Below are 19,623 nucleotides of genomic sequence, written 5' to 3'. Positions count from 1 at the left end.
GATCAGCCTGGACGGGTCGCCGTGATAGGACGGGCGCGGCCGTCCTGAACCCATTCTCCGGCCCAGCCGTTCGCCGCCGCATGCAGACGCAGTTCGCCCTCCGACAGGGGAATGATGACGACCTCGCCCTGGGTCGAGACCGGGCCTGCGAAGCCCATTCGGTCGATCCCGGCCGGCGCATCCAGACTTCGCCAGGCGCCCTCGACCCGACGGCCCTCGCCCCGGTCGGTCAGGGACAGCGACAGCAAGGGTTTTCCGTCCGGCTGGGCGATGCGCCAGCGGTCGTCCAGCGGGCCCATTGCGGCTTCGGCGTCGATCGCGGCCTGGGCCACGCCCTGATCATAGGTTGTCTGGCTGTCGGAGGGGCTGAACTCATAGTCGCCGGCGTAGTCGTCGACCGCGACCGGAGCCGTCAGGGGGCGGCGATGCAGGTCGGTCGCGGCGTCCCCCTCGGCCGTTTCGCGCCCGAAACGGGACGGCGGCTGATAGGGGCGAACGGCCGGCGCGCGATAGGTCTCAGGCGTCGCTTCCAGAAGACCGGTCGTGTGAATGGCGGGCTCCAGGGCGACGGCGGACATCAGGGCGAGCAGCAACATGAGCCCACCCTGCCAAATCGTCCGGCGCGTCGCCTAGCTGCCGAACGAGCGCTGAACGCAAACGTGATCCGTCGTGATGGAACCGACGTAAACCGCACAATCCGTCGATCTGGGGGTCTGTGCGTTGACACCGGCCCCACAGGGTCACAAAAGCCTTCGCAACCGCACACGGCGATTGAATTCATTCGCTTTTGAGAACCATTCGCATGAACCAGCCCAACCCGACGCCGGGTGGCGCCTCAAGCGACCGGACGGGTCGCTTCGTCACTCAACCAAACGGACATATCGCGCCGCTGTCGCCCCACATGGGCGTCTGGCGCTGGCACGTCACCATGACGGCCTCGATCCTGTTCCGCGCGACGATCATCGCCGCCACGGTCGGCGTGCTGTTCGTCCTGGCCTGGCTGGGCGCGCTGGCGTTCGGGCCCGAGGCGTTCCAGAGCGCGCTCGATCTGGCCGGATCGCCGCTGGGTCTGCTGGTCTTCTTCGGTCTGACGGTCGTGCTGTTCTCCTTCATCCTGAACGGCGCGCGCCACACCTATAACGACACCGGCAACGGGCTGACGGTGAAGTCGGCGACCGCCCTGTCGAACATCGCCGTGTGGGGGCCGATCCCGCTGGCCGTGCTGTTCTGGGTCGTGCTGTTCGCCACGGGGAGGGTTTCGCTGTGAGCGGCGCCGCAAAGTTCAAGAACAACGTCAAGGTCTCCGAGCGTCACGGCGCCGGCGAATGGCTGATCGAGCGCATCCTGCTGGTGGCTCTGCTGCCGCTGGGCCTGTGGGTCGCCTCGACCGGCTTCACCCTGGCGAGCGCCGGCTATGACGCGGCGATGGCCTGGTTCGCCAATCCGCTGAACGCCGTCCTGATGGCGATCACCGCGGTGATCTTCTTCGGCTACGTCAGCCTGGCTTGGAAAGTCATTCTGGAAGACTACGTGCCCAACGTCGGAACGCGCGGCCTTCTGGTCCTGCTGCTGAACGTCGTCTTCCTGGTGCTGGCCGCCGCCAGCGTCTTCTTCATCGTGCGGCTGGCGCTGGGTTCGGCGCCGCTGCCCGCTGGTTTCGGAGCCTGATTACCTGATGGCCGCTTACGAACTGATCGATCACGAATACGACGTCGTCGTCGTCGGCGCCGGGGGCTCGGGCCTTCGCGCCGCGCTCGGCGCCGCCCAGCAGGGGCTGAAGGTCGCCTGCGTGACCAAGGTCTTCCCGACCCGCTCGCACACCGTCGCGGCCCAAGGCGGCATCTCCGCCTCGCTCGGCAACATGGGCGAGGACAGCTGGCAATGGCACATGTACGACACCGTCAAGGGGTCGGACTGGCTGGGTGACCAGGACTCGATCGAATATCTGGTCCGTAACGCGCCCAAGGCCGTCTATGAGCTGGAACACTGGGGCGTGCCCTTCAGCCGCACCGAAGAAGGCAAGATCTATCAGCGCGCCTTCGGCGGCATGACCCGCAACTTCGGCGAGGGCCCGGTGCAGCGCACCTGCGCGGCCGCCGACCGCACCGGCCACGCCATCCTGCACACCCTGTACGGCCAGTCGGTGCGCCGCGAAGTGAAGTTCTTCGTCGAATATTTCGCGCTGGACCTGATCATGCAGGACGGCGCCTGCACCGGCGTGACGGCGCTGCAGCTCGACAACGGTCAGCTTCACCAGTTCCGCGCCAAGATGGTGGTTCTGGCGACCGGCGGATACGGCCGCGCCTATTTCAGCGCCACCTCGGCCCACACCTGCACCGGCGACGGCAATGCGATGGTGCTGCGCGCCGGCCTGCCGTTGCAGGACATGGAGTTCGTGCAGTTCCACCCGACCGGCATCTATGGCGCCGGCTGCCTGATTACCGAGGGCGCGCGCGGCGAGGGCGGCTATCTGACCAACTCGGAAGGGGAGCGCTTCATGGAGCGTTATGCGCCGACCGTGAAGGACTTGGCCCCGCGCGACATGGTCTCGCGCTCCATGACCATCGAAATCCGCGAGGGTCGCGGCGTGGGTCCGAACAAGGACCACATCTTCCTGCACCTGGATCACCTGGATCCGAAGATCCTGCACCAGCGCCTGCCGGGCATCTCGGAGTCGGCCAAAATCTTCGCCGGCGTGGATGTGACCAAGGAGCCGATCCCGGTCCTGCCGACCGTGCACTACAACATGGGCGGCATCCCCACGAACTATCACGGCGAAGTCCTAACGCTGCGCGACGGCAACCCCGACAGCGTGGTGCCGGGCCTGATGGCCGTGGGCGAGGCGGCCTGCGTTTCGGTGCACGGCGCCAACCGCCTGGGCTCCAACTCCCTGACCGACCTGGTGGTCTTCGGGCGCGCCGTCGGCCTTCGCTGCGGTGAAGTCGTCGACAAGGCTTCGGCCGTGCCGTCGGCCTCCAAGAGCCAGACCGACCAGCACCTGGCCCGCCTGGATCGCTTCCGCTACGCCGACGGCTCGACTCCGACCGCCGAGCTGCGCCTGTCGATGCAGCGCGCGATGCAGGCCGATGCGGCGGTGTTCCGCACCGGCGAGACCCTGCAACAGGGCACCGACAAGCTGCGCGCCATCGAGGCGGCCGGCGCCGACATCAAGACCACCGATCGCGGCCTGATCTGGAATACGGACCTGGTCGAGACGCTGGAGTACGACAACCTGATCGCCCAGGCGATGGTGACGATCGAGGGCGGCCTTAACCGCACGGAATCGCGCGGCGCCCACGCCCGCGAGGACTATCCCGATCGCGACGACGTCAACTGGATGAAGCACACCCTGGCGTGGAAGCGTCCGGGCGAGCAGGTCCAGATCGATTATCGTCCGGTCCACAACTACACCATGTCCGACGACATCGCGTATATCGAACCGAAGGCGCGGGTTTACTAAGATGGTCCAGCTTACTCTCCCCAGAGGCTCCAAGCCGAAGACCGGCAAGGTCCACAAGGCCGCGCCGGGCTCCAAGGACGTGAAGACCTACAAGGTCTATCGCTACGATCCGGAAACCGACGCCGATCCGCGCTGGGACACCTATGAAGTGCCGACCGGCGACCACGGCCCGATGCTGCTGGACGCCCTGATCCACATCAAGAACACCATCGATCCGACCCTGTCGTTCCGGCGCTCGTGCCGCGAGGGCATCTGCGGTTCGTGCTCGATGAACATCGACGGGCGCAACGCCCTGGCCTGCACCAAGGGCTGGGACGAATGCGCGTCCAACAACATCACCATCTCCCCCCTGCCCCACCAGCCGGTGGTCAAGGACCTGGTGACGGACCTGAGCCTGTTCTACGCCCAGTACGACTCGATCCAGCCGTATCTGCAATCGGACGAGCCGGACCCGGAGAAGGAACGTCTGCAGACCCCGGCCGAGCGCGAGAAGCTGGACGGCCTGTACGAGTGCATCCTGTGCGCCTGCTGCTCGACCTCGTGCCCCAGCTACTGGTGGAACCAGGAAGAGTACCTCGGCCCGGCGGCGCTGCTGCAATCCTATCGCTGGATTTCCGACAGCCGCGACGACGCGACCCAGAAGCGTCTGGACGACCTGGAAGACCCGTTCAAACTGTATCGCTGCCACACGATCATGAACTGCGCCCAGGTTTGCCCCAAGGGTCTGAACCCCGCCAAGGCCATCGCCGAGACCAAGAAGCTGATGGTCGCGCCGAGCCGCAAGAAGGCCGCCTGATTTTAGAAACCCCCGAAGCGGTGCTTCGGGGGTTTTTTCTGCACCCTACTGCGCCAGCTTGAGCCCGCAATGGGCGGCGAAGTGCCGAAAGTCGGAATCGCCGGAGATCAACGGGATCCCCGCATCGATACATGACTGGGCGATCAGGGCGTCGGCCAGTCGCGCTTTCAGGCCTCGCATCGCAAGCGCGCGTCGGTTGAGCGCCGCCCGTTCCCAATAGCCGTCGATCACCGGCACGAGCGGCGCCGCGGCTAGAAGACCGTCGAGATCGCTCTCGGGCGATGGCGCGGACAGCAGTTCCGTTAGAACCAGCGGCGGCAACACCAACCTTTCGTCACGCAGCGCCTGGCGAACCGCAGGGCGGGCAGGTCCGTCAAAGCCGTGCAGGAAGTGCAGGACCGCGCTGGTATCGGCGGCGATCAAGCCGTGCGGTCCGATCCGCCTGGCGTCCGGTCCTGACGCAGGTCGTCGAGATCGACCTGCAAGGGCGCGCGGCCTTCCAGGGCCAGCATGCGGCGGCTCCAGTCCGCGTGCGCCAGGGTTTCCAGCGCGCGACGCAGGGTTTCGGTCACGCCCTGGCCCGTTGCATCCTGAGCGGCCGCGAGCAGGCGCGTGGGCAAAATAGCGGTAATCTTGCGCATGTCGTTCATAGGTCGATGATGCCATATCGAGACGCTGGCGCCAACTTACGGTCTTGCGCAGGCGGCATGGCTTGATAAGAGCGGCGCATGGCCAGCATCACCTATATCGAGCATGACGGAACCGAGCACGTCGTCGACGTGAAGTCGGGGCTGAGCGTCATGGAAGGCGCGATCCGCAACAATGTGCCGGGCATCGACGCGGACTGCGGCGGGGCCTGCGCCTGCGCAACCTGCCATGTCTATGTCGACGAGGCCTGGCGAGAGGCGACGGGCAAGCCGTCGGCTATGGAAGAATCGATGTTGGACTTCGCCGAAGAGGTCGAGCCGAACAGCCGCCTGTCGTGCCAGATCCGGGTGTCGGACGCGCTGAACGGCCTGATCGTGCGGTTGCCGGAAAACCAGCACTGAAATGATCGACGCGGGGCTGATCGACCAGATCGGCCGATGGATCGACCAGCGCGCCGAGGCGATGGGCCAAGACGGTCCGCCGCCGATCCTGGGGATCGCGGGATCGCAGGGTTCAGGAAAATCGACCCTGGCTAAGGCCGTCGCCGAGCGGTTCGGCGGGGCGAGCCTGTCGCTGGACGACGTCTATCTGACGAAGGCGGAGCGGGCGGCCATGGCGGCGCGGGTGCATCCCTTGTTCGCCACGCGCGGGCCGCCGGGGACGCATGACCTGGGGCTTCTGAACCGTCTGCTGGATCGGTTGCAGGCGGCGGGGGCGGACGATCTGACGCCTCTGCCGCGTTTCGACAAGCTGGGCGACGACCGGACGGCCGAGGCGGACTGGCCTGTCGTGCAGGGTCGGCCGCGGATCATCGTGCTGGAGGGATGGTGCCTAGGCGCGACGCCGCAGGCCGAGGCGGACCTGGTTGCACCGATCAACACCCTGGAGGCCCGGCAGGATGTCGGGGCCGAATGGCGCAGGGCGGTAAATGCGGTGCTGGGTCAGCCCTATGCCCGCCTGCGCGCGCGGCTGGACGCCCTGATCTTTCTGAAGGCGCCGGGGTTCGATGTCGTGCTGGACTGGCGCTGCGAGCAGGAGGCGGGGCTGAGGGGTCAGGACGTCGTATCGCGCGAGCGACGCGCGGCCCTGGCGGTCTTCATCCAGCATTATGAGCGCCTGAGCCGGCATATGATGACGGGCGGCGTGGAGGCCGACATGATCGTCGCTCTGGACCGGAATCGCGGGGTTCGCAGCCTTGAAGGCGGGCTTGGCGCCTGAGCCGCATCTGTGCGTTATCGGACCATGAGCCTGTTTGGACCCAAGCCCGCCGTCGAGCCCGACCGCCGCATGGGCGCGCGCCGACCCGCAAACGCGCGCGGCGTCATCTGCGCGCCCGGCCTGGAGACGGCGTGTCTGATCGTCGATCTGTCGGACGCGGGGATGAAGCTGCGGCTGGACAGAGGCGGGGCCTTGCCGCGCGAGGTGGTGGTGGTCGATGTGACTGCGGGCGTCGCCTATCCCGCCACCGTCGTCTGGCAGCGCGGGCAGGAGGCCGGGCTGAGGCAGACCGGGGCCAAGTCGCTGAGAGGCCTGGCGCCGGCGAGGCTGATTCCCGCGCGCGACGCCTGGCTGAGGGCCGGCGGGCGCTGATCAGCCGGGCTAGTCCGTCGTATCGGCGGGCATGGAGCCGGCGTTGATGGCGATGCGGCCCACCAGCCCCTTGACGATCAGGTCCAGGGCCGATCCCTCGCGATAGTCGGCGGCGGCGACGAAGTTCACCCGGTCCTCCGAGATTAGGGAATAGACCTTCTTCTGATCCCGCTCGTTCGAGCGCGGATCATAGACGGCGATCGAGAAACCGCCCTTGGTGTGCATCATCTTCATGGTCGGCACGTCGGTGTCGCCGTCGCCGATGAAGATCATACGGTCGAAAGGCACGGCGCGCTCGTCGTCGGGGATGAAGTGGTTGATGCGTTCGTGCTCCCAGTGGTTCTTCACGCCCTTGTTGATGCGGAACAGATACTGGGTCTTGGTGGTGTAGTTGACGCCGACCGCCGGCCAGGCCGCCTCACCTTTGTCGTCATAGACGTAGTGTGAGGCGAAGACGTGGGTCAGGGCGGGGCGGATCGGCGTGCCGTCGATCATCTCCTCCAGCCCGGCGGAGATGATGTAGTGCTCGATCTCCAGCCCGTATTTGGCCCCGAAGGCGTTCATCCGGTCGAACCAGCTGAGATCCTTCAGACCCTCGAACAGGGCCACCGCCTCGCCGTGCTGGCGCAGGGTCTCGCGCGTCACCGGGGCGCCGTTCTGACGCGCGTGGTGCAGCATCAGCTGCATGTACATCAGGATGCCGTCGCCGTCGGCGTCTTTGGTCAGGCGCTCGGCCTCTTCCCAGAAGGCGCCGATGCCCATGCCGACGGAGGGGATGAAGGACACCTCCTGCATATTGCCGCGCGCCAGGGTGCCGTCGAAATCATAGATCAGGGCGGTTTTCAGCAGCGTGGTCTTCGGTTCGGCCGTATCGGACATGGGGCGAGATCCTTGATGGAATCCGCCCTCTATATCAGCCCGCCGCGCCCGTCGATTGGCGCCGCTGGCCGAAGGTGGGCGCCGCCGCCTTCTGCTCGGCCCAGTAGTCGGCGCCCGTCGTCGGCTTGAACATGGTGCGGGGCGACCCGTTACGGGCCACCACGGCGAAAGTGTTGGTCGAGGCCTGATAGATCAGGGTGTCGCCATTGGGCCGTTTGACGGTCTCGGCGTCACGCGGAGGCTTTGTCGTGAAAGCCGTGACCTTCGTCAGATAATCCTCGGCCGAGCGCGCGCCGAAGTCTGCGCCGTTGCGGTCGTAGAGACGCGCGATCTTGGCGTCGACGGTTTCGCGCCGATTGGCGGTCAGGACGGGCTTCTCCTGAGGCGTCGCAGCCTCTTCGCTTGCCGTCGGCATGGACGTCAGGGCGACGGGTTCGGCGCTCGCCGTCCGATCCCGCGTCTCGACCGCCGAACTGTTGTCGCAGGCACTCAGCCCCAGCAGACCGCACAGGACCAGCGCGGCCCCTCCCCTTGTCAGCGTTCTCATTCTTTCCTCCAGATACCCGCTGGACGCGACGAAAGCACAACTTTATTGTTCGCGCAATGTTCTCGTCTCGACGGCGTCACGCGCGGCGGCTAGACCGTGGGCATGGACAATCGCCCCCTTTCGAACCGCAAAATCCTGCTGATCGTGGGCGGCGGCATCGCGGCCTATAAGGCGCTGGAGCTGGTGCGGCTGATCGCCAAGGCGGGCGGGCAGACGCGGGTCATCCTGACCGAATCCGGGGCCGAATTCGTAACGCCCCTGTCGCTGGCGGCGCTGAGCGGCCATCCGGTGCGGTCGGGCCTGTTCCACCCGGACGACGAGACCAGCATGGGCCATATCGAGCTGTCGCGCTGGGCCGATCTGGTGGTGGTGGCGCCGGCGACGGCGGGGCTGATCGCCAAGGCGGCGAATGGTTTGGCCGACGACCTGGCCTCGACCACCCTGATCGCGACGGACAAGCAGGTGCTGCTGGCGCCGGCGATGAATGTGCGGATGTGGGAGCATCCGGCGGTCCAGGCCAATATGGAGCGGTTAAAGGCCTTTCCGGGCTTCCATGGCGTGGCGGTGGTGGGGCCGGATGACGGAGAGATGGCCTGCGGTGAATATGGGCCGGGTCGGATGGCAGAGCCCGCCGCGATCCTGGAGGCCATTGCGGGCCTGCTGGCAGGCGCGGCCGGACGACCGCTTAAGGGACGCAAGGCCGTGGTCACCGCCGGGCCGACGTTCGAACCGATCGACCCGGTGCGGGGCCTGACCAATCGCTCAAGCGGCAAACAGGGCTACGCCATAGCCGCCGCTTTGGCCGAACTGGGGGCCGAGGTGACGTTGGTGTCGGGGCCGACGGCGCTGGCGGCGCCGACCGGCGTGACGCGGATCGATGTGGAGAGCGCGCTGGAGATGCAGGCAGCGACGCAGAGCGCCCTTCCCGCCGACATCGCCGTGCTGTCGGCGGCCGTCGCCGACTGGCGCGTGGACACCATCGCCGGCGGCAAGATCAAGAAGGGACCCGGCGGCCCGCCGACCCTGGCCCTGATCGAAAACCCCGACATCCTGGCCGGCGTCGCCGCGCCCGGTCCGAACCGCCCGGCCCTGGTCATCGGCTTCGCCGCCGAAACGACGGATCTGGAAGCCAATGCGCGCGCCAAGCTGTCGCGAAAGGGCTGCGACTGGATCTTGGGCAACGACGTGTCCGACGACGTGTTCGGATCGGACGGCAACGCCGTGCTGCTGGTCACCGCCGATCGGACCGAGACCTGGCCGCGCCAGTCCAAGACCGCCATCGCCCGGGCCGTCGCCGTCCGCATCGCCGATCATTTCAAGGTCCCCGAATGACCCAGACCCCGATCCAGATCCTGCGCCTGCCGCATTCCGAAGGCCTTCCCCTCCCCGCCTATGAGACGGCCGGGTCGGCGGGCATGGACCTGCGCGCCGCCGTGCCCGAGGATCAGCCGATGACCCTGGCCCCGGGTCAGCGGGCCCTGGTGCCCACGGGGCTGAAGATCGCCCTGCCGCTGGGATATGAGGCCCAGGTGCGGGCGCGCTCTGGCCTCGCTTTGAAACACGGCATCATCTGCCCGAATGCGCCGGGCACGATCGACAGCGACTATCGCGGCGAGTGCGGCGTGATCCTGGCCAACATCGGCGTCGAGCCCTTCGTCATCCGCCGCGGCGAACGCATCGCCCAGCTGGTGATCGCCCGGCATGAGCGCGCGGAATGGATCGAGGTCGAGACTCTGGACGACACCGCACGCGGGACGGGCGGTTTCGGATCGACGGGGCGCTGACGCCCTAAACCAGCGGCGCGGTCGGCTGGATGAGGCTGGCCTTGCGGCGGATATGTTCGCGCCAGGCGGTGTAGAGGCCGCTGCTGGCGATCAGGGCGGCGCCGGCCAGGGTGGTGAGGGTGGGCGTCGTGGACATCAGCCACCAGCCGAAGACGATGGCGCCGACGATCTGGAGATAGTCGAAGGGCGCGACCACGGCGACCGGGGCCTTTTGCAGCGAGGCGGTCATGAACAGCTGGGCCAGGCCGCCGGCGATGCCCGATCCGATCAACAGGCCGAGGGTGCCGAGCGCGTGCCAATGGCCGACGAAGGGCAGCAGGATCGCCCCCACGACCGAACAGGCGACGAAGAACCAGAAGACGATGGCGGCGACGTGTTCGGTGTCGCGCAGCTGGCGCAGGGTGATGGTGACGCCGGCCGTCAGCACCGCTCCGATCAGGGCGAAGGCCACGCCCGCCAGCGGCAGGACCGAATGGCCGACGCCCGGCCGCATGACGACGATCACGCCGATGAAGCCGACGGCGACGGCGGCCCAGCGGCGCGGGCCGACCGCCTCCTTCAGCACGAAGAAGGACAGGATGGTGGCGAAGATCGGAGCGGTGAAACTGAGGGTCGTCGCGTCGGCGAGAGGCAGCAGCGTCAGCGTCTGGAACAGGCACAGAATGGCCGCGACGCCCAGAGCGCTGCGTCCCAGATGGGCCAGGGGGCGGCGCGTCGACAGGGCCGACAGCCCGCCCGGCTGGGTCAGCACCCAGGCCAGCACCACCGGCAGGCCGAAGAAGGCGCGGTAGAATAGCATTTCCGGCGCCGCGACACCGTCCTGCGACGCCAGCTTCAACGTCGCCGTCATGATCGAAAAACAGCCCGCGGCGGCGATGCGCAGAAGAATGCCGCGGACGACGTCCTCGCCCGCGGCTTTCGATGGATCAGGCGAAGGCCGCGCGGCGGCGACCATGTCGCGCGCTTAGGCCTGGCCGGTTTCGACCGGCTGCTGGGCGATCTGCTGCTGGCGCGCGATGTAGATGGCGGCGAAGTCGATGGGGTCCAGCTGGAACGGGGGATAGAAGCCGCCGTCGGCCGTGGCGCCCGAGATGATCTCGCGCGCGAACGGGAACAGATAGCGCGGGCATTCGATCAGCAGCAGAGGCTCGATGTCCTGCTCCTGAACGTTGGCCAGCTGGAATAGGCCGCCATAGACCAGTTCGACGTGGAAGACGGGTTGGTTCTCGTGCGTCGCCTTGATCGACAGCTTCAGGTCCAGTTCGAACAGGCCGTCGGGGCGGCCCTGGGCGGCCATTTCGACGCCCAGGTCGATCGCGGGCTTGCCGTCGATGCGCAGGGATTCCGGGGCGCGCGGGTTCTCGAACGAGAAGTCGCGGACGTATTGCGCCAGGATGCGGAAGCCGGGACCGGCGGGCTGGCCCTGTTGGGCGTCGCCTTGCTGGGGCTGTTCGGCGGGAGGAGCGGCGTCGGTCATGAAACGGTCTTTGGCGCAGTTTGGGGCCGATGAGGCCGGAATGAGGCGCCGCGACTACCATGCCGGGACGCTTGGCCGCAACGTCGCGCGCGCGATTGGGGGCGCGCTTCGCCTTGCCTCACCCTATATGAGCCCGTAATCACGCCAGACTCAGTGTTTGGCGCACCCGTCGTTCGCTACAGGAATCTCCTCTTGAACATGCCGGTTCAGTTCCAGGTCGTCGTCTTCGCCTTCATCGCAGCCTTTGTGCTGTTCCAGCTCTACAATGTGCTGGGCAAGCGGGTGGGCCGTCAGCCGCAGGAAGACGCCAAGATCGCGCCGCCCGGCCCGGCCCAGGCCGAAACGCCCAAGGTCGCGGCGATCGACCCGGCGACCCTGGCCTCCATCGCCAGCCTGAAGGCGCGCGATCCTGCGTTCGACCCGGCCCGTTTCCTGGACGGCGCGCGTCAGGCCTATGAGACCATCGTGCGCGGCTACGCCGCCGGCGACCGGGCCGCGCTGAAGCCGTTGCTGAAGCCGAACGTCTTCGCCTCGTTCGAGGCCGGCATCGCGGCGCGCGAGACGCGCGGCGAGACCGAGACCGTCGAGTTCCTGTATCCGCCCCGGGCCGATCTGGAAGGCGCGGTCGCCGAGGGCGACAAGGCCGTGGCCAAGGTGCGGTTCCTGGCCGAACTGCGCAGCCGGGTGACCAAGGCTTCTGGCGAAACGGCGGACGCGACGACGGGCGAGCCGCTGGTCGAGGAACGCCGCACGGCCGAACACTGGACGTTCGAACGCACCTTGGGCGCGGCGGACCCGAACTGGGTCCTGGCGCGCGTCGAGCCGGCCAACGCCTGATGGCGGTTCGCGGCCGATCGGGCGCGCTGGCGACGCTGACGGCCGCCCTGGCTGTCGCGGCCTGTTCGACCGGGCCGATGACGCCGACGGGCGCGACGGGGACGACAGGGCCGCAGACAGGGCCGATCCCCTATACGCCATCGCCCAATCCGATCCCGCTTCCCGCGCCGTCCGACGCCCTGAGCCCCGCCGTGCTGCCGGGCTGGAGCCAGGAGGACCATCTGGCCGCCTTCCGGGCCTATGTTGACGGGTGCGGCGCGGCGCGTGACGAGGCCGCCCGCCGGGTCTGCGGACGCGCCAAGGCCATGGCGACGACGATGACGATCACGCCGTCGCAGGCGCGCGCCTTCTTCGAGGCCAGCTTCAGCGCGATCCCGGCCCAGACGTCAGATGGGCGACCGGGGCTGCTAACCTCCTATTTCGCCCCCGAATATCCCGCGCGGCGACGGCCGGACGCCGAGTTTTCGGCCCCCGTCCTGCCCAAGCCCGCCAATCCACGCGCGGCCGGCGACCGGGCTTATATCGAATCCGCCGCACGGCCCGAGCAGGCCTTGGCCTGGATGCGGGCCGAGGACCTGTTCTTTCTGCAGATCCAGGGGTCGGGCTATCTGACGTTCGAGGACGGCACGCGCGGCCGCGCCGCCTATGCCGCCGACAACGGCAAGCCTTTCGTGGGCATCGCCCGACCGATGGCGCAGCAGGGATTGTTGCCGCAGAACGGCACCTCTGGCGACGCGATCCGGGACTGGCTGGCCAGCCACCGGGGCTATGAGGCGCAGGCGGTCATGGCGCTGAACCCACGCTACATCTTCTTCCGGCTGGACCCGGACGATGACGGCCACCCGGCGGGGGCGGCGGGCGTGCCCCTGACCGAGCGGCGGGCCATTGCGGTCGATCCGGCGCACTGGCGCTATGGCGAACTGGTCTGGCTGGAGGCCGACGGGGGCAATCTGCGCGGCGCCACAGCCAGCTATCGCGGTCTGGCCATGGCGCTGGACACGGGATCGGCCATTCGCGGACCGGTGCGCGCCGACCTCTATATGGGGCGCGGCGACCGCGCGGGGGCCGAGGCCGGGACCGTGCGCCACCCCTTGCGGATGTGGCGCCTGGTCCCGAGGAGTTAGGCGACGGTCAGGGTCACCGCGATATTGCCCCGCGTGGCGTGAGAATAGGGGCAGACCGTATCCGCCTCCGCGACCAGGGCTTCGGCCTCGGCGCGATCGACGCCCGGCAGGCTGACCTCAAGCGCCACCTCAAGGCCGAAGCCCTTGTCGCTGCGCGGACCGATGCCGACCGTGGCGTTGACGGTGGCATCGGCAGGCACCTTGGCGTAACCGCCCTGAGACGCGACGAACTTCATGGCGCCGAGGAAGCACGCCGCATAGCCGGCCGCGAACAGCTGTTCGGGGTTGTTGCCGACGCCGGCGCCGCCCAGCTCCTTGGGCGTGCCCAGGGCGACATCCAGGGCGCCGTCGGTGGTGGCGGCGCGGCCGTCGCGGCCGCCCGTGGCGACGGCGGTGGTGCGGTAAAGGGTGTTGATGGACATGGGGATCAGCTCCGGAAGGTCGTAAATATCGTGCGCGATTTAATCGCGTGACGTGATTTAGTGCCCCGGGTTAGGAGGCGTCAAGCTTGCGATTGTATCGCGTGCGATTATTATTTGCCTATGACCTCACCCGCCCCCTCGCCCGCCGCCATGGCCGTCGATGACATGCTGTGTTTCGCCGCCTACTCGGCGAACCTGGCGTTCAACCGGTTCTACAAGCCGCTGCTGGACCGGATGGGCCTGACTTATCCGCAGTTCCTGGCCATGGCCCTGCTCTGGCGTGAGGACGAACAGACGGTCGGCCGGCTGGGCGAGCAGCTGTTTCTGGAATCCAACACCCTGACCCCGCTGATCAAACGACTGGAGGCGGCCGGGCTGGTGACGCGCGCCCGCGACAAGGCGGATGAGCGGGTGGTGCGCGTCAGCCTGACCGACGCAGGACGGGCGTTGGCTGTCGAGGCCGCCTGCCTGCCGCAATCGGTATTGGACGCCACCGAGATCACGCCCGAAGCCCTGACCGACCTGCGCCAAGGCCTGGGGGCGCTGCGCGACAAGCTGCGGGCGGCCCAGCCGCCGGCCGAGGGCTAGGCCAGGTCTTCGATCTCGTCTTCGGTCAGTTCGCCGGGGACGATGGTGACGGGCAGTTTGCGGCCGCCGATCTGCGCGCCCTGTTTGATGATGGCCGAGACCAGCGGGCCGGGGCCGCGCGAGCTGGTTCCGGCGGCCAGCACCAGGATCTTGATCTCAGGGTCGGCGGCGACGACCTTCTTGATCGCGGCCTGGGCGTCGCCCTTTTCAATCAGGAAGACCGGCGCGGCGCCGGAGCGGGTCTGCGCCTCCTCGCCCAGGCGGTTGAGCAGGATTTCCGCCTCCTGGCGCTGCTGGCGTTCGATTTCCTCGCGCACGCCCGACCAGTGGGCGTCGCTGTCGGTCGGCAGGACGCGCAGCATGACCACGCGCCCGCCCGTCGATTTCGCCCGGCGCGAGGCGAACCGCAGGGCGGCCTCGAACTCCGGACTGTCGTCGACGACGACGAGGAACTTTCTCGGCATTGCGGCCTCCCCAGCCTGATCAGCGGCTGAAGAGGCCGTGCGACGACGGCTTCGTCAAGCGAAGACCCGCTGCTCAGCCATTCACGGCCGCCGTCGCCAGATCGCGGATCGTCGCGTTGGCGATCGTCAGTTTGGCGAAGGTCCAGCCCGAGCCGGACTGTTCGATCTCGTCCACCGAGGCGCGCACGCCCTCGACCGTCGCCTGTTTGGAGCCGATCCAGGCGTCCACGGCGGCCTCGGCCGCGTCCTCGCTGACGCCGACCGACGGATCAGAGGCGCGGGCGACGGCGCGGGTCAGGGCCGCCTGCTCGTTCATCAGATCCTCGATCAGACGACGGACGGCGAGACGATCGAAATGATCCGCAGACGGAATGGAGCCGGCGGCGGCGCGCAGACGGTCGAAGTCGAAGGCCGCCCCGACCTGGTGATACAGGCGCGCCATGGCTGCGACCGGCCAGTTCGCTTCCTGCGCCAGGTCCCCGATGTCGGAGGCGGCGACGAGGGGGCGCATGATGGCGATGCTGCGGGTCAGATCCTCAGGCGCGCCGTGGTCGGCGAAGCGTTTGACGCGCGCATCCAGGCGCCCCTGTTCGAAGCGCGACAGGACCGGCGCGCCCTCGGCCTGCAAGGCGTCGGCGATCGGACGATAGCGGTCGATCAGGGCCTGAACCGACAGACCGCCCTTGGCGCGGCGGGCCAGCCAGAAGGTCTGACGACGCAGGACGACGGCGATCTCCTGATAGAGGGCGATCTGCGCCTCGGCCGAAATCTTGAGGTCCAGGGCCGACACGGCGTCCCAAGCCTCGTCCAGGCGGAAGACGCGGCGCGCGGCCTCGAAGGCGATGATCAGGGCGGTGGTGTCGCATTCGGCCGAACCGCGCAGGCGGTCGGGGAAGGTCGGGCCGCACATGTTGACGACTTCGTTGGCCATGACGGTGGCGATGATCTCGCGCCGCAGACGGTGGCTCTTCATCTCCGGTTCGAACCGGGCCAGGGCCTCGGGGAAGTAGCGGACCAGGATCTGTTCGAAGAAGGGATCCTCGGGCGCCTGCGAGGCGACGATATCGTCCGACAGCTCCAGCTTGGCGTAGGCCATCAGGACGGCCAGCTCCGGCCGGGCCAGCGGAATGCCCGCCGTCATCAGCTCCTTGACGCGGGCGTCGTTGGGCAGGCCCTCGACCTTGCGGTCCAGCTTTCCGCGCGCCGACAGGCTCTGCATGAACCGCTGCTGGGCGTCCAGGGCGCCGACGCCTTCGGCCTGTTGCAGGGTCAGGGCCAAGGTCTGGTCGTAGTTGTGGGCCAGCACCTTGAGGCCGACCTCGTCGGTCATTGAGGCCAGAAGCGGCGTGCGCTCCTCGGCCGGCAGGACGCCGTTGGTCACGGCCGAGCCGACCAGGATCTTGATGTTGACCTCGTGGTCGGAGGTGTCGACCCCGGCGGAGTTGTCGATGGCGTCGGTGTTGATGCGGCCGCCGGCCTGACCGAAGGCGATGCGCCCCGCCTGGGTGAAGCCGAGGTTTGCGCCCTCGCCCACCACCTTGACCCGCAGTTCGTCGGCGTTGATGCGAAGGGCGTCGGTGCCCTTGTCCCCGACCTGGGCGTCGGTTTCGGCCGCCGATTTCACATAGGTGCCGATGCCGCCCAGATAGAGCAGTTCGACCGGCGCCTTCAGGATGGCGCGGATCAGGCTGACCGGGTCCAGCTCGTCCTCGGCGATGTCCAGGGCCGCCTTGATCTGCGGCGTCAGCTGGATCGACTTGGCCGAGCGCGAGAAGACGCCGCCGCCCTCCGAGATCAGCGCCTTGTCGTAGTCCTGCCAGGACGAGCGCGGCAGGTCGAACAGACGCTTGCGTTCGGTCCAGCTGGCCACATGATCCGGGTTCGGATCAATGAAGATGTCGCGGTGATCGAAGGCGGCGACCAGACGCGTCGCCTTGGACAGGAGGACGCCATTGCCGAAGACGTCGCCGGACATGTCTCCGACGCCGACCATGGTGAAGGGCTGGGTCTGGATGTCCTTGCCCATCTCGCGGAAGTGGCGCTTGACCGCCTCCCACGCGCCACGCGCGGTGATGCCCATAGCCTTGTGGTCATAGCCGATGGAGCCGCCGGAGGCGAAGGCGTCGCCCAGCCAGAAGCCGTAGGCGGCCGAGACTCCGTTGGCGATGTCGGAGAAGGTCGCCGTGCCCTTGTCGGCGGCCACGACCAGATAGGGGTCGTCGCCTTCCCAGGCGATGACATTGGCCGGATGGGTCACCGAACCGTCGGCGGCGATATTGTCGGTAATATCCAGAAGGCCGGACAGGAAGGTGCGATAGGCGCGGATGGCCTCGCCCTGGATGGCCTCGCGGTCCGTCGTGCGGGGCAGTTGCTTGGGATAGAAGCCGCCCTTGGAGCCGACCGGCACGATGACCGCGTTCTTCACCTGCTGCGCCTTGACCAGGCCCAGGACCTCGGTGCGGAAGTCGTCGCGACGGTCCGACCAGCGCAGACCACCACGCGCGACGGGACCAAAGCGCAGGTGCACGCCCTCGACATGCGGCGCCCAGACGAAGATTTCGCGATAGGGTTTGGGCAGGGGCAGGTCGTCCAGCTCGCGCGAGGCGATCTTGATCGAGATGTGCGGCTTGGGCTGACCGTCGGCGTCCAGCTGGAAATAGTTGGTGCGCTTGATCGCGCCGATCAGGGCGGCGATTCGGCGCAGTGCCCGGTCGTGATCGAGGCTCTTCACGTCCTGCAGCAGGGTGACGATCTTGGCGTCAAGCTCGGCGACGGCCGGCGCGCGGTCGTCGGCCGAGCCCCCTTCAGGCGCGAACTTGGCCTTGAACAGCGACAGCAGGGCGCGCGCCACGTCGGGATATTCGCGCAGGGCCTCTTCCTGCACCGTCTGGGAAGGGTCCAGGCCCGTCTGCTGGCGATAGTGGGCCAGGGTGCGGATCAGGGCGGCGTCGCGCCATTCCACGCCCAGTTCGATCACCAGGCGGTTGAAGCCGTCGCTTTCGTTGCGTCCGGTCCAGACGGCGGCGAAGGCGTCCTCGAACGGGCCCTTCACATCGTCGAAGACCAGCGCCTCGCCGCGCGGATCCTCCATCAGGAACTCGTGGACGTGGATCTCCTCCTCGCCCATCGGACGGATCGGATAGCCATATTCCTCCAGCGTCTTCAGGCCCATGTCGGCCAGGATCGGCAGGACGTCGGACAGGGGAACGGCGGGGCCGCGACGATAGAGTTTGAAGCGGAACTGCAGGCGGCTGTCGTCCGGCGTGCGGAAGGCGCGCACGGCGACGGCCTTGCCCTCGCCGGGCAGACCGGTCTCGTTCAGCCGGTTTACGTATTGCAGGTCGGTCGCGGCCTCATCGGCGTCATAGCGATCGCGATAGGCGGCGCCGAAGGCGCGGGCCCATTGGGCGCTCAGCGGCCCGACGGCGACTTCCTCGACGCCCGAGCGACGCAGGGCGCCTTCGAAACGATCGACCCAGCCGCGACCGGCCTCGGCGACGTCGGCCTCCAGCTGGGCGGCATCCGGGATCGGGTGGGCGCCGGGCTCCACGCCGATGATGTAGTGGATGCGCACCAGGGGCGCATCGGACAGCTGCGGGTACCAGGCCGAGATGCGGCCGCCCCAGGCGCGAGCGACGATCTGGCCGATGCGTTCGCGCACGGCGGAATCGAACTTCTCGCGCGGGATGAAGCACAGGACCGAGACGAACCGGTCGAACGGATCCTGGCGCGAGAACAGGCGGATGCGCGGCCGGTCGTAGAGGTGAAGGATGCCCAGGGCGATGGACAGCAGCTCGTCCTCGCTGACCTGGAACAGCTCGTCGCGCGGATAATTCTCAAGGATGTTCTTGAGGCGTTTTTCATTGTGGCTGCCGGGCGCCTTGTCGGCGCGGGCCAGGGCGTTGGCCACCTTGCGACGCAGCAGCGGCACCTCGGTCGCCAGCTGGTCGTAGGCTTCCGACGTGAACAGGCCGACGAAACGGGTCTCGCCCGTCGCCTTGCCGTCCGGGCCGTAACGCTTGACCCCGACATAGTCCATGTAGGCGCGACGGTGGACGCGCGAGCGGGCGTTGGCCTTGGCCACCGTCACCGGTTCGCTGAGATCCAGCTGGCGGCGCATCTGGCGCGTCAGGACGGCGGGTTCGGAGGCGCGGCGCAGCACGGTGCGCTCGGGATCTGCCAGAATGCCCAGGCCGTCGGTGGACAGTCCCAGCGGCGCCTCGGCCTCATAGTCGCCGTCGGCGTTTAGCGGATAGTCGTAGTCGCGCGCGCCCAGGAAGACGAAATGGTCGCTCTTCAGCCATTTCAGGAAGGCGATGTTCTCGGCCAGGACGGCGGGATCGACCGGGGGCGGGGTCTCTTCCAGTCGCTGCACGGCCTGGCGCATCAGGGACGTCATGGCGTCATGATCGGCGACGGCGGCGTGAACGTCCGACAGGCTCTGGGCCAGGCCTTCGCCCAGGGCGTCACGGCGCTCCTGCGGCACGCTGTCGATGACCAGCATGATGATCGACAGGCGGCGGCCGTCCAGTTCGACCACCGGGTGGAACAGGGCGCGCACGGACACGGCGGCCTCGGCCAGGGCGCCCATGACGCTATCGACCAGGAAGGGCGCGTCGGACTGGACGATGCGCACCAGATCGTAATCCAGCACCTTGTCCGACGCGCCGTGCAGCGGGCCGACGGTGATGGCGGGAGCGGCCGCGTCGGTCGGATAGGCCTTGGCGGCGGCCCAGGAGGCGGCAAGCAGGGCGGCCAGATCCTCGCCGCTCAGCTCAGGCGTCTCATCGGCGGAATAGTCTTCGTGCGCCTGGGTCAGATAGGTCTGTTCGACTGCGCCGGGCCCGGTCCCCACGATCTTGGCGAAGGCCGCCTCCAGCGCGGCCTTGGTGATCGGCTGAACGGGTTGGCGCAGATCGTGGGCGGTCATGGACGAGCAGTCTCGAACGACGCGGCAGGGCCGCAAGGGATGCGGCGCGACGGGGCGCCACCCCCGCTGACTAGGCC

General features: G+C 68.0%; 22 protein-coding genes. 12 read left to right on the top strand and 10 right to left on the bottom strand.

Annotated elements, in window-relative coordinates; all coding sequences use genetic code 11:
* Nucleotides 1-2 precede the first annotated feature (2 nt).
* Nucleotides 3-596: a hypothetical protein gene (locus BVE01S_RS10540; RefSeq protein ID WP_066627279.1), complete on the bottom strand. Its 594-nt coding sequence runs from the start codon at nt 594-596 to the stop codon at nt 3-5.
* Between the two features lie 206 nt (nt 597-802).
* Between BVE01S_RS10540 and sdhC the strand changes: the two genes are divergently transcribed.
* The 4 genes from sdhC to BVE01S_RS10520 are packed head-to-tail and all read left to right on the top strand — an operon-like array spanning nt 803 to nt 4,256.
* Entirely contained in the window at nt 803-1,267 is a 465-nt protein-coding gene (gene sdhC, locus BVE01S_RS10535) for a succinate dehydrogenase, cytochrome b556 subunit (RefSeq protein ID WP_017506653.1), read from the top strand.
* A complete protein-coding gene (gene sdhD, locus BVE01S_RS10530; protein WP_066627276.1) occupies nt 1,264-1,668 on the top strand; it encodes a succinate dehydrogenase, hydrophobic membrane anchor protein in 405 nt (134 codons plus the stop codon). The genes sdhC and sdhD overlap by 4 nt, the downstream gene beginning before the upstream one ends.
* A 7-nt stretch (nt 1,669-1,675) precedes the next feature.
* Nucleotides 1,676-3,460, top strand: coding sequence for a succinate dehydrogenase flavoprotein subunit (gene sdhA, locus BVE01S_RS10525; RefSeq protein ID WP_055809722.1), 1,785 nt, complete (start codon nt 1,676-1,678; stop codon nt 3,458-3,460).
* Between the two features lies 1 nt (nt 3,461).
* Entirely contained in the window at nt 3,462-4,256 is a 795-nt protein-coding gene (locus tag BVE01S_RS10520) for a succinate dehydrogenase iron-sulfur subunit (protein ID WP_066627273.1), read from the top strand.
* Nucleotides 4,257-4,301: 45 nt separating this feature from the next.
* Here the strand turns inward: BVE01S_RS10520 and BVE01S_RS17045 are convergent, their stop codons facing one another.
* Together BVE01S_RS17045 and BVE01S_RS17040 are read right to left on the bottom strand one after the other, a co-directional pair.
* Entirely contained in the window at nt 4,302-4,679 is a 378-nt protein-coding gene (locus BVE01S_RS17045; RefSeq protein WP_066627271.1) for a PIN domain-containing protein, read from the bottom strand.
* Nucleotides 4,676-4,897, bottom strand: coding sequence for a hypothetical protein (locus tag BVE01S_RS17040; RefSeq protein ID WP_167544800.1), 222 nt, complete (start codon nt 4,895-4,897; stop codon nt 4,676-4,678). The genes BVE01S_RS17045 and BVE01S_RS17040 overlap by 4 nt, the downstream gene beginning before the upstream one ends.
* Before the next feature lie 87 nt (nt 4,898-4,984).
* Between BVE01S_RS17040 and BVE01S_RS10505 the strand changes: the two genes are divergently transcribed.
* Genes BVE01S_RS10505 through BVE01S_RS10495 form a run of 3 tightly spaced genes read left to right on the top strand, consistent with a single transcriptional unit; the run spans nt 4,985 to nt 6,494 of the window.
* Nucleotides 4,985-5,305 carry a 2Fe-2S iron-sulfur cluster-binding protein gene (locus BVE01S_RS10505; RefSeq protein WP_066627263.1) on the top strand — a complete coding sequence of 107 codons (321 nt, stop codon included), beginning with the start codon at nt 4,985-4,987 and terminating at the stop codon, nt 5,303-5,305.
* Between the two features lies 1 nt (nt 5,306).
* Nucleotides 5,307-6,122 (top strand): kinase, encoded by an 816-nt coding sequence (locus tag BVE01S_RS10500; RefSeq protein WP_084375374.1) that lies wholly within the window; start codon nt 5,307-5,309, stop codon nt 6,120-6,122.
* 9 nt (nt 6,123-6,131) lie between these two features.
* Nucleotides 6,132-6,494, top strand: a complete 363-nt coding sequence (locus BVE01S_RS10495; RefSeq protein WP_240612164.1) for a PilZ domain-containing protein — start codon at nt 6,132-6,134, stop codon at nt 6,492-6,494.
* Nucleotides 6,495-6,503: 9 nt separating this feature from the next.
* Here the strand turns inward: BVE01S_RS10495 and BVE01S_RS10490 are convergent, their stop codons facing one another.
* Together BVE01S_RS10490 and BVE01S_RS10485 are read right to left on the bottom strand one after the other, a co-directional pair.
* Nucleotides 6,504-7,373 (bottom strand): HAD family hydrolase, encoded by an 870-nt coding sequence (locus BVE01S_RS10490; protein WP_066627259.1) that lies wholly within the window; start codon nt 7,371-7,373, stop codon nt 6,504-6,506.
* Nucleotides 7,374-7,407: 34 nt separating this feature from the next.
* Entirely contained in the window at nt 7,408-7,920 is a 513-nt protein-coding gene (locus BVE01S_RS10485) for an S-type pyocin family protein (protein WP_066627256.1), read from the bottom strand.
* A gap of 102 nt (nt 7,921-8,022) precedes the next feature.
* Between BVE01S_RS10485 and coaBC the strand changes: the two genes are divergently transcribed.
* Complete coding sequence (coaBC, locus tag BVE01S_RS10480; protein ID WP_066627253.1) at nt 8,023-9,252, top strand: bifunctional phosphopantothenoylcysteine decarboxylase/phosphopantothenate--cysteine ligase CoaBC; 1,230 nt, start codon at nt 8,023-8,025, stop codon at nt 9,250-9,252.
* The gene (dut, locus tag BVE01S_RS10475; RefSeq protein ID WP_066627250.1) at nt 9,249-9,704 is read left to right on the top strand and encodes a dUTP diphosphatase; all 456 of its coding nucleotides are present in this window, start codon (nt 9,249-9,251) and stop codon (nt 9,702-9,704) included. Before coaBC ends, dut begins: the two co-directional genes overlap by 4 nt.
* A 4-nt stretch (nt 9,705-9,708) precedes the next feature.
* On the opposite strand, the gene BVE01S_RS10470 is transcribed toward dut, so the two are convergent.
* Both BVE01S_RS10470 and secB read right to left on the bottom strand, forming a co-directional pair.
* The gene (locus tag BVE01S_RS10470) at nt 9,709-10,659 is read right to left on the bottom strand and encodes a DMT family transporter (protein WP_066627248.1); all 951 of its coding nucleotides are present in this window, start codon (nt 10,657-10,659) and stop codon (nt 9,709-9,711) included.
* Nucleotides 10,660-10,668: 9 nt separating this feature from the next.
* Entirely contained in the window at nt 10,669-11,181 is a 513-nt protein-coding gene (gene secB, locus BVE01S_RS10465; protein WP_017505358.1) for a protein-export chaperone SecB, read from the bottom strand.
* 198 nt (nt 11,182-11,379) lie between these two features.
* On the opposite strand from secB, the gene timA reads away from it, so the two are divergent.
* On the top strand, nt 11,380-12,018 hold the full coding sequence (gene timA, locus BVE01S_RS10460) for a TIM44-related membrane protein TimA (RefSeq protein ID WP_066627246.1): 639 nt from the start codon (nt 11,380-11,382) through the stop codon (nt 12,016-12,018).
* Nucleotides 12,018-13,142 carry an MltA domain-containing protein gene (locus BVE01S_RS10455; protein ID WP_066627236.1) on the top strand — a complete coding sequence of 375 codons (1,125 nt, stop codon included), beginning with the start codon at nt 12,018-12,020 and terminating at the stop codon, nt 13,140-13,142. The genes timA and BVE01S_RS10455 overlap by 1 nt, the downstream gene beginning before the upstream one ends.
* Here BVE01S_RS10455 and BVE01S_RS10450 read toward each other — a convergent pair.
* A complete protein-coding gene (locus BVE01S_RS10450; RefSeq protein WP_370667558.1) occupies nt 13,139-13,558 on the bottom strand; it encodes an organic hydroperoxide resistance protein in 420 nt (139 codons plus the stop codon). The genes BVE01S_RS10455 and BVE01S_RS10450 overlap by 4 nt on opposite strands.
* A gap of 126 nt (nt 13,559-13,684) precedes the next feature.
* On the opposite strand from BVE01S_RS10450, the gene BVE01S_RS10445 reads away from it, so the two are divergent.
* A complete protein-coding gene (locus BVE01S_RS10445; RefSeq protein WP_066627232.1) occupies nt 13,685-14,152 on the top strand; it encodes a MarR family winged helix-turn-helix transcriptional regulator in 468 nt (155 codons plus the stop codon).
* On the opposite strand, the gene BVE01S_RS10440 is transcribed toward BVE01S_RS10445, so the two are convergent.
* A complete protein-coding gene (locus BVE01S_RS10440; RefSeq protein ID WP_055809688.1) occupies nt 14,149-14,616 on the bottom strand; it encodes a universal stress protein in 468 nt (155 codons plus the stop codon). The genes BVE01S_RS10445 and BVE01S_RS10440 overlap by 4 nt on opposite strands.
* 73 nt (nt 14,617-14,689) lie before the next feature.
* Nucleotides 14,690-19,546, bottom strand: coding sequence for an NAD-glutamate dehydrogenase (locus tag BVE01S_RS10435; RefSeq protein WP_066627229.1), 4,857 nt, complete (start codon nt 19,544-19,546; stop codon nt 14,690-14,692).
* Between the last annotated feature and the right edge of the window lie 77 nt (nt 19,547-19,623).

This window comes from Brevundimonas vesicularis NBRC 12165, from assembly GCF_001592205.1.
GTDB classification, from domain to species: Bacteria; Pseudomonadota; Alphaproteobacteria; order Caulobacterales; family Caulobacteraceae; genus Brevundimonas; species Brevundimonas vesicularis.
Note: the sequence above shows the minus strand (reverse complement) of the source record. Positions and strands in the feature narration are given on the sequence as shown.

Excerpts from the sequence above, each read along its gene's own strand:
- BVE01S_RS10445 (WP_066627232.1), top strand. The coding sequence starts at position 13,685 with ATGACCTCACCCGCCCCCTCGCCCGCCGCCATGGCCGTCGATGACATG.
- timA (WP_066627246.1), top strand. The coding sequence starts at position 11,380 with ATGCCGGTTCAGTTCCAGGTCGTCGTCTTCGCCTTCATCGCAGCCTTT.
- sdhC (WP_017506653.1), top strand. The coding sequence starts at position 803 with ATGAACCAGCCCAACCCGACGCCGGGTGGCGCCTCAAGCGACCGGACG.
- coaBC (WP_066627253.1), top strand. The coding sequence starts at position 8,023 with ATGGACAATCGCCCCCTTTCGAACCGCAAAATCCTGCTGATCGTGGGC.
- BVE01S_RS10470 (WP_066627248.1), bottom strand. The coding sequence starts at position 10,659 with ATGGTCGCCGCCGCGCGGCCTTCGCCTGATCCATCGAAAGCCGCGGGC.
- BVE01S_RS10455 (WP_066627236.1), top strand. The coding sequence starts at position 12,018 with ATGGCGGTTCGCGGCCGATCGGGCGCGCTGGCGACGCTGACGGCCGCC.
- BVE01S_RS10500 (WP_084375374.1), top strand. The coding sequence starts at position 5,307 with ATGATCGACGCGGGGCTGATCGACCAGATCGGCCGATGGATCGACCAG.
- secB (WP_017505358.1), bottom strand. The coding sequence starts at position 11,181 with ATGACCGACGCCGCTCCTCCCGCCGAACAGCCCCAGCAAGGCGACGCC.
- BVE01S_RS10505 (WP_066627263.1), top strand. The coding sequence starts at position 4,985 with ATGGCCAGCATCACCTATATCGAGCATGACGGAACCGAGCACGTCGTC.
- BVE01S_RS17040 (WP_167544800.1), bottom strand. The coding sequence starts at position 4,897 with ATGCGCAAGATTACCGCTATTTTGCCCACGCGCCTGCTCGCGGCCGCT.
- BVE01S_RS10440 (WP_055809688.1), bottom strand. The coding sequence starts at position 14,616 with ATGCCGAGAAAGTTCCTCGTCGTCGTCGACGACAGTCCGGAGTTCGAG.
- BVE01S_RS10540 (WP_066627279.1), bottom strand. The coding sequence starts at position 596 with ATGTTGCTGCTCGCCCTGATGTCCGCCGTCGCCCTGGAGCCCGCCATT.
- BVE01S_RS10490 (WP_066627259.1), bottom strand. The coding sequence starts at position 7,373 with ATGTCCGATACGGCCGAACCGAAGACCACGCTGCTGAAAACCGCCCTG.
- BVE01S_RS10520 (WP_066627273.1), top strand. The coding sequence starts at position 3,462 with ATGGTCCAGCTTACTCTCCCCAGAGGCTCCAAGCCGAAGACCGGCAAG.
- dut (WP_066627250.1), top strand. The coding sequence starts at position 9,249 with ATGACCCAGACCCCGATCCAGATCCTGCGCCTGCCGCATTCCGAAGGC.
- sdhA (WP_055809722.1), top strand. The coding sequence starts at position 1,676 with ATGGCCGCTTACGAACTGATCGATCACGAATACGACGTCGTCGTCGTC.
- BVE01S_RS10435 (WP_066627229.1), bottom strand. The coding sequence starts at position 19,546 with ATGACCGCCCACGATCTGCGCCAACCCGTTCAGCCGATCACCAAGGCC.
- BVE01S_RS10485 (WP_066627256.1), bottom strand. The coding sequence starts at position 7,920 with ATGAGAACGCTGACAAGGGGAGGGGCCGCGCTGGTCCTGTGCGGTCTG.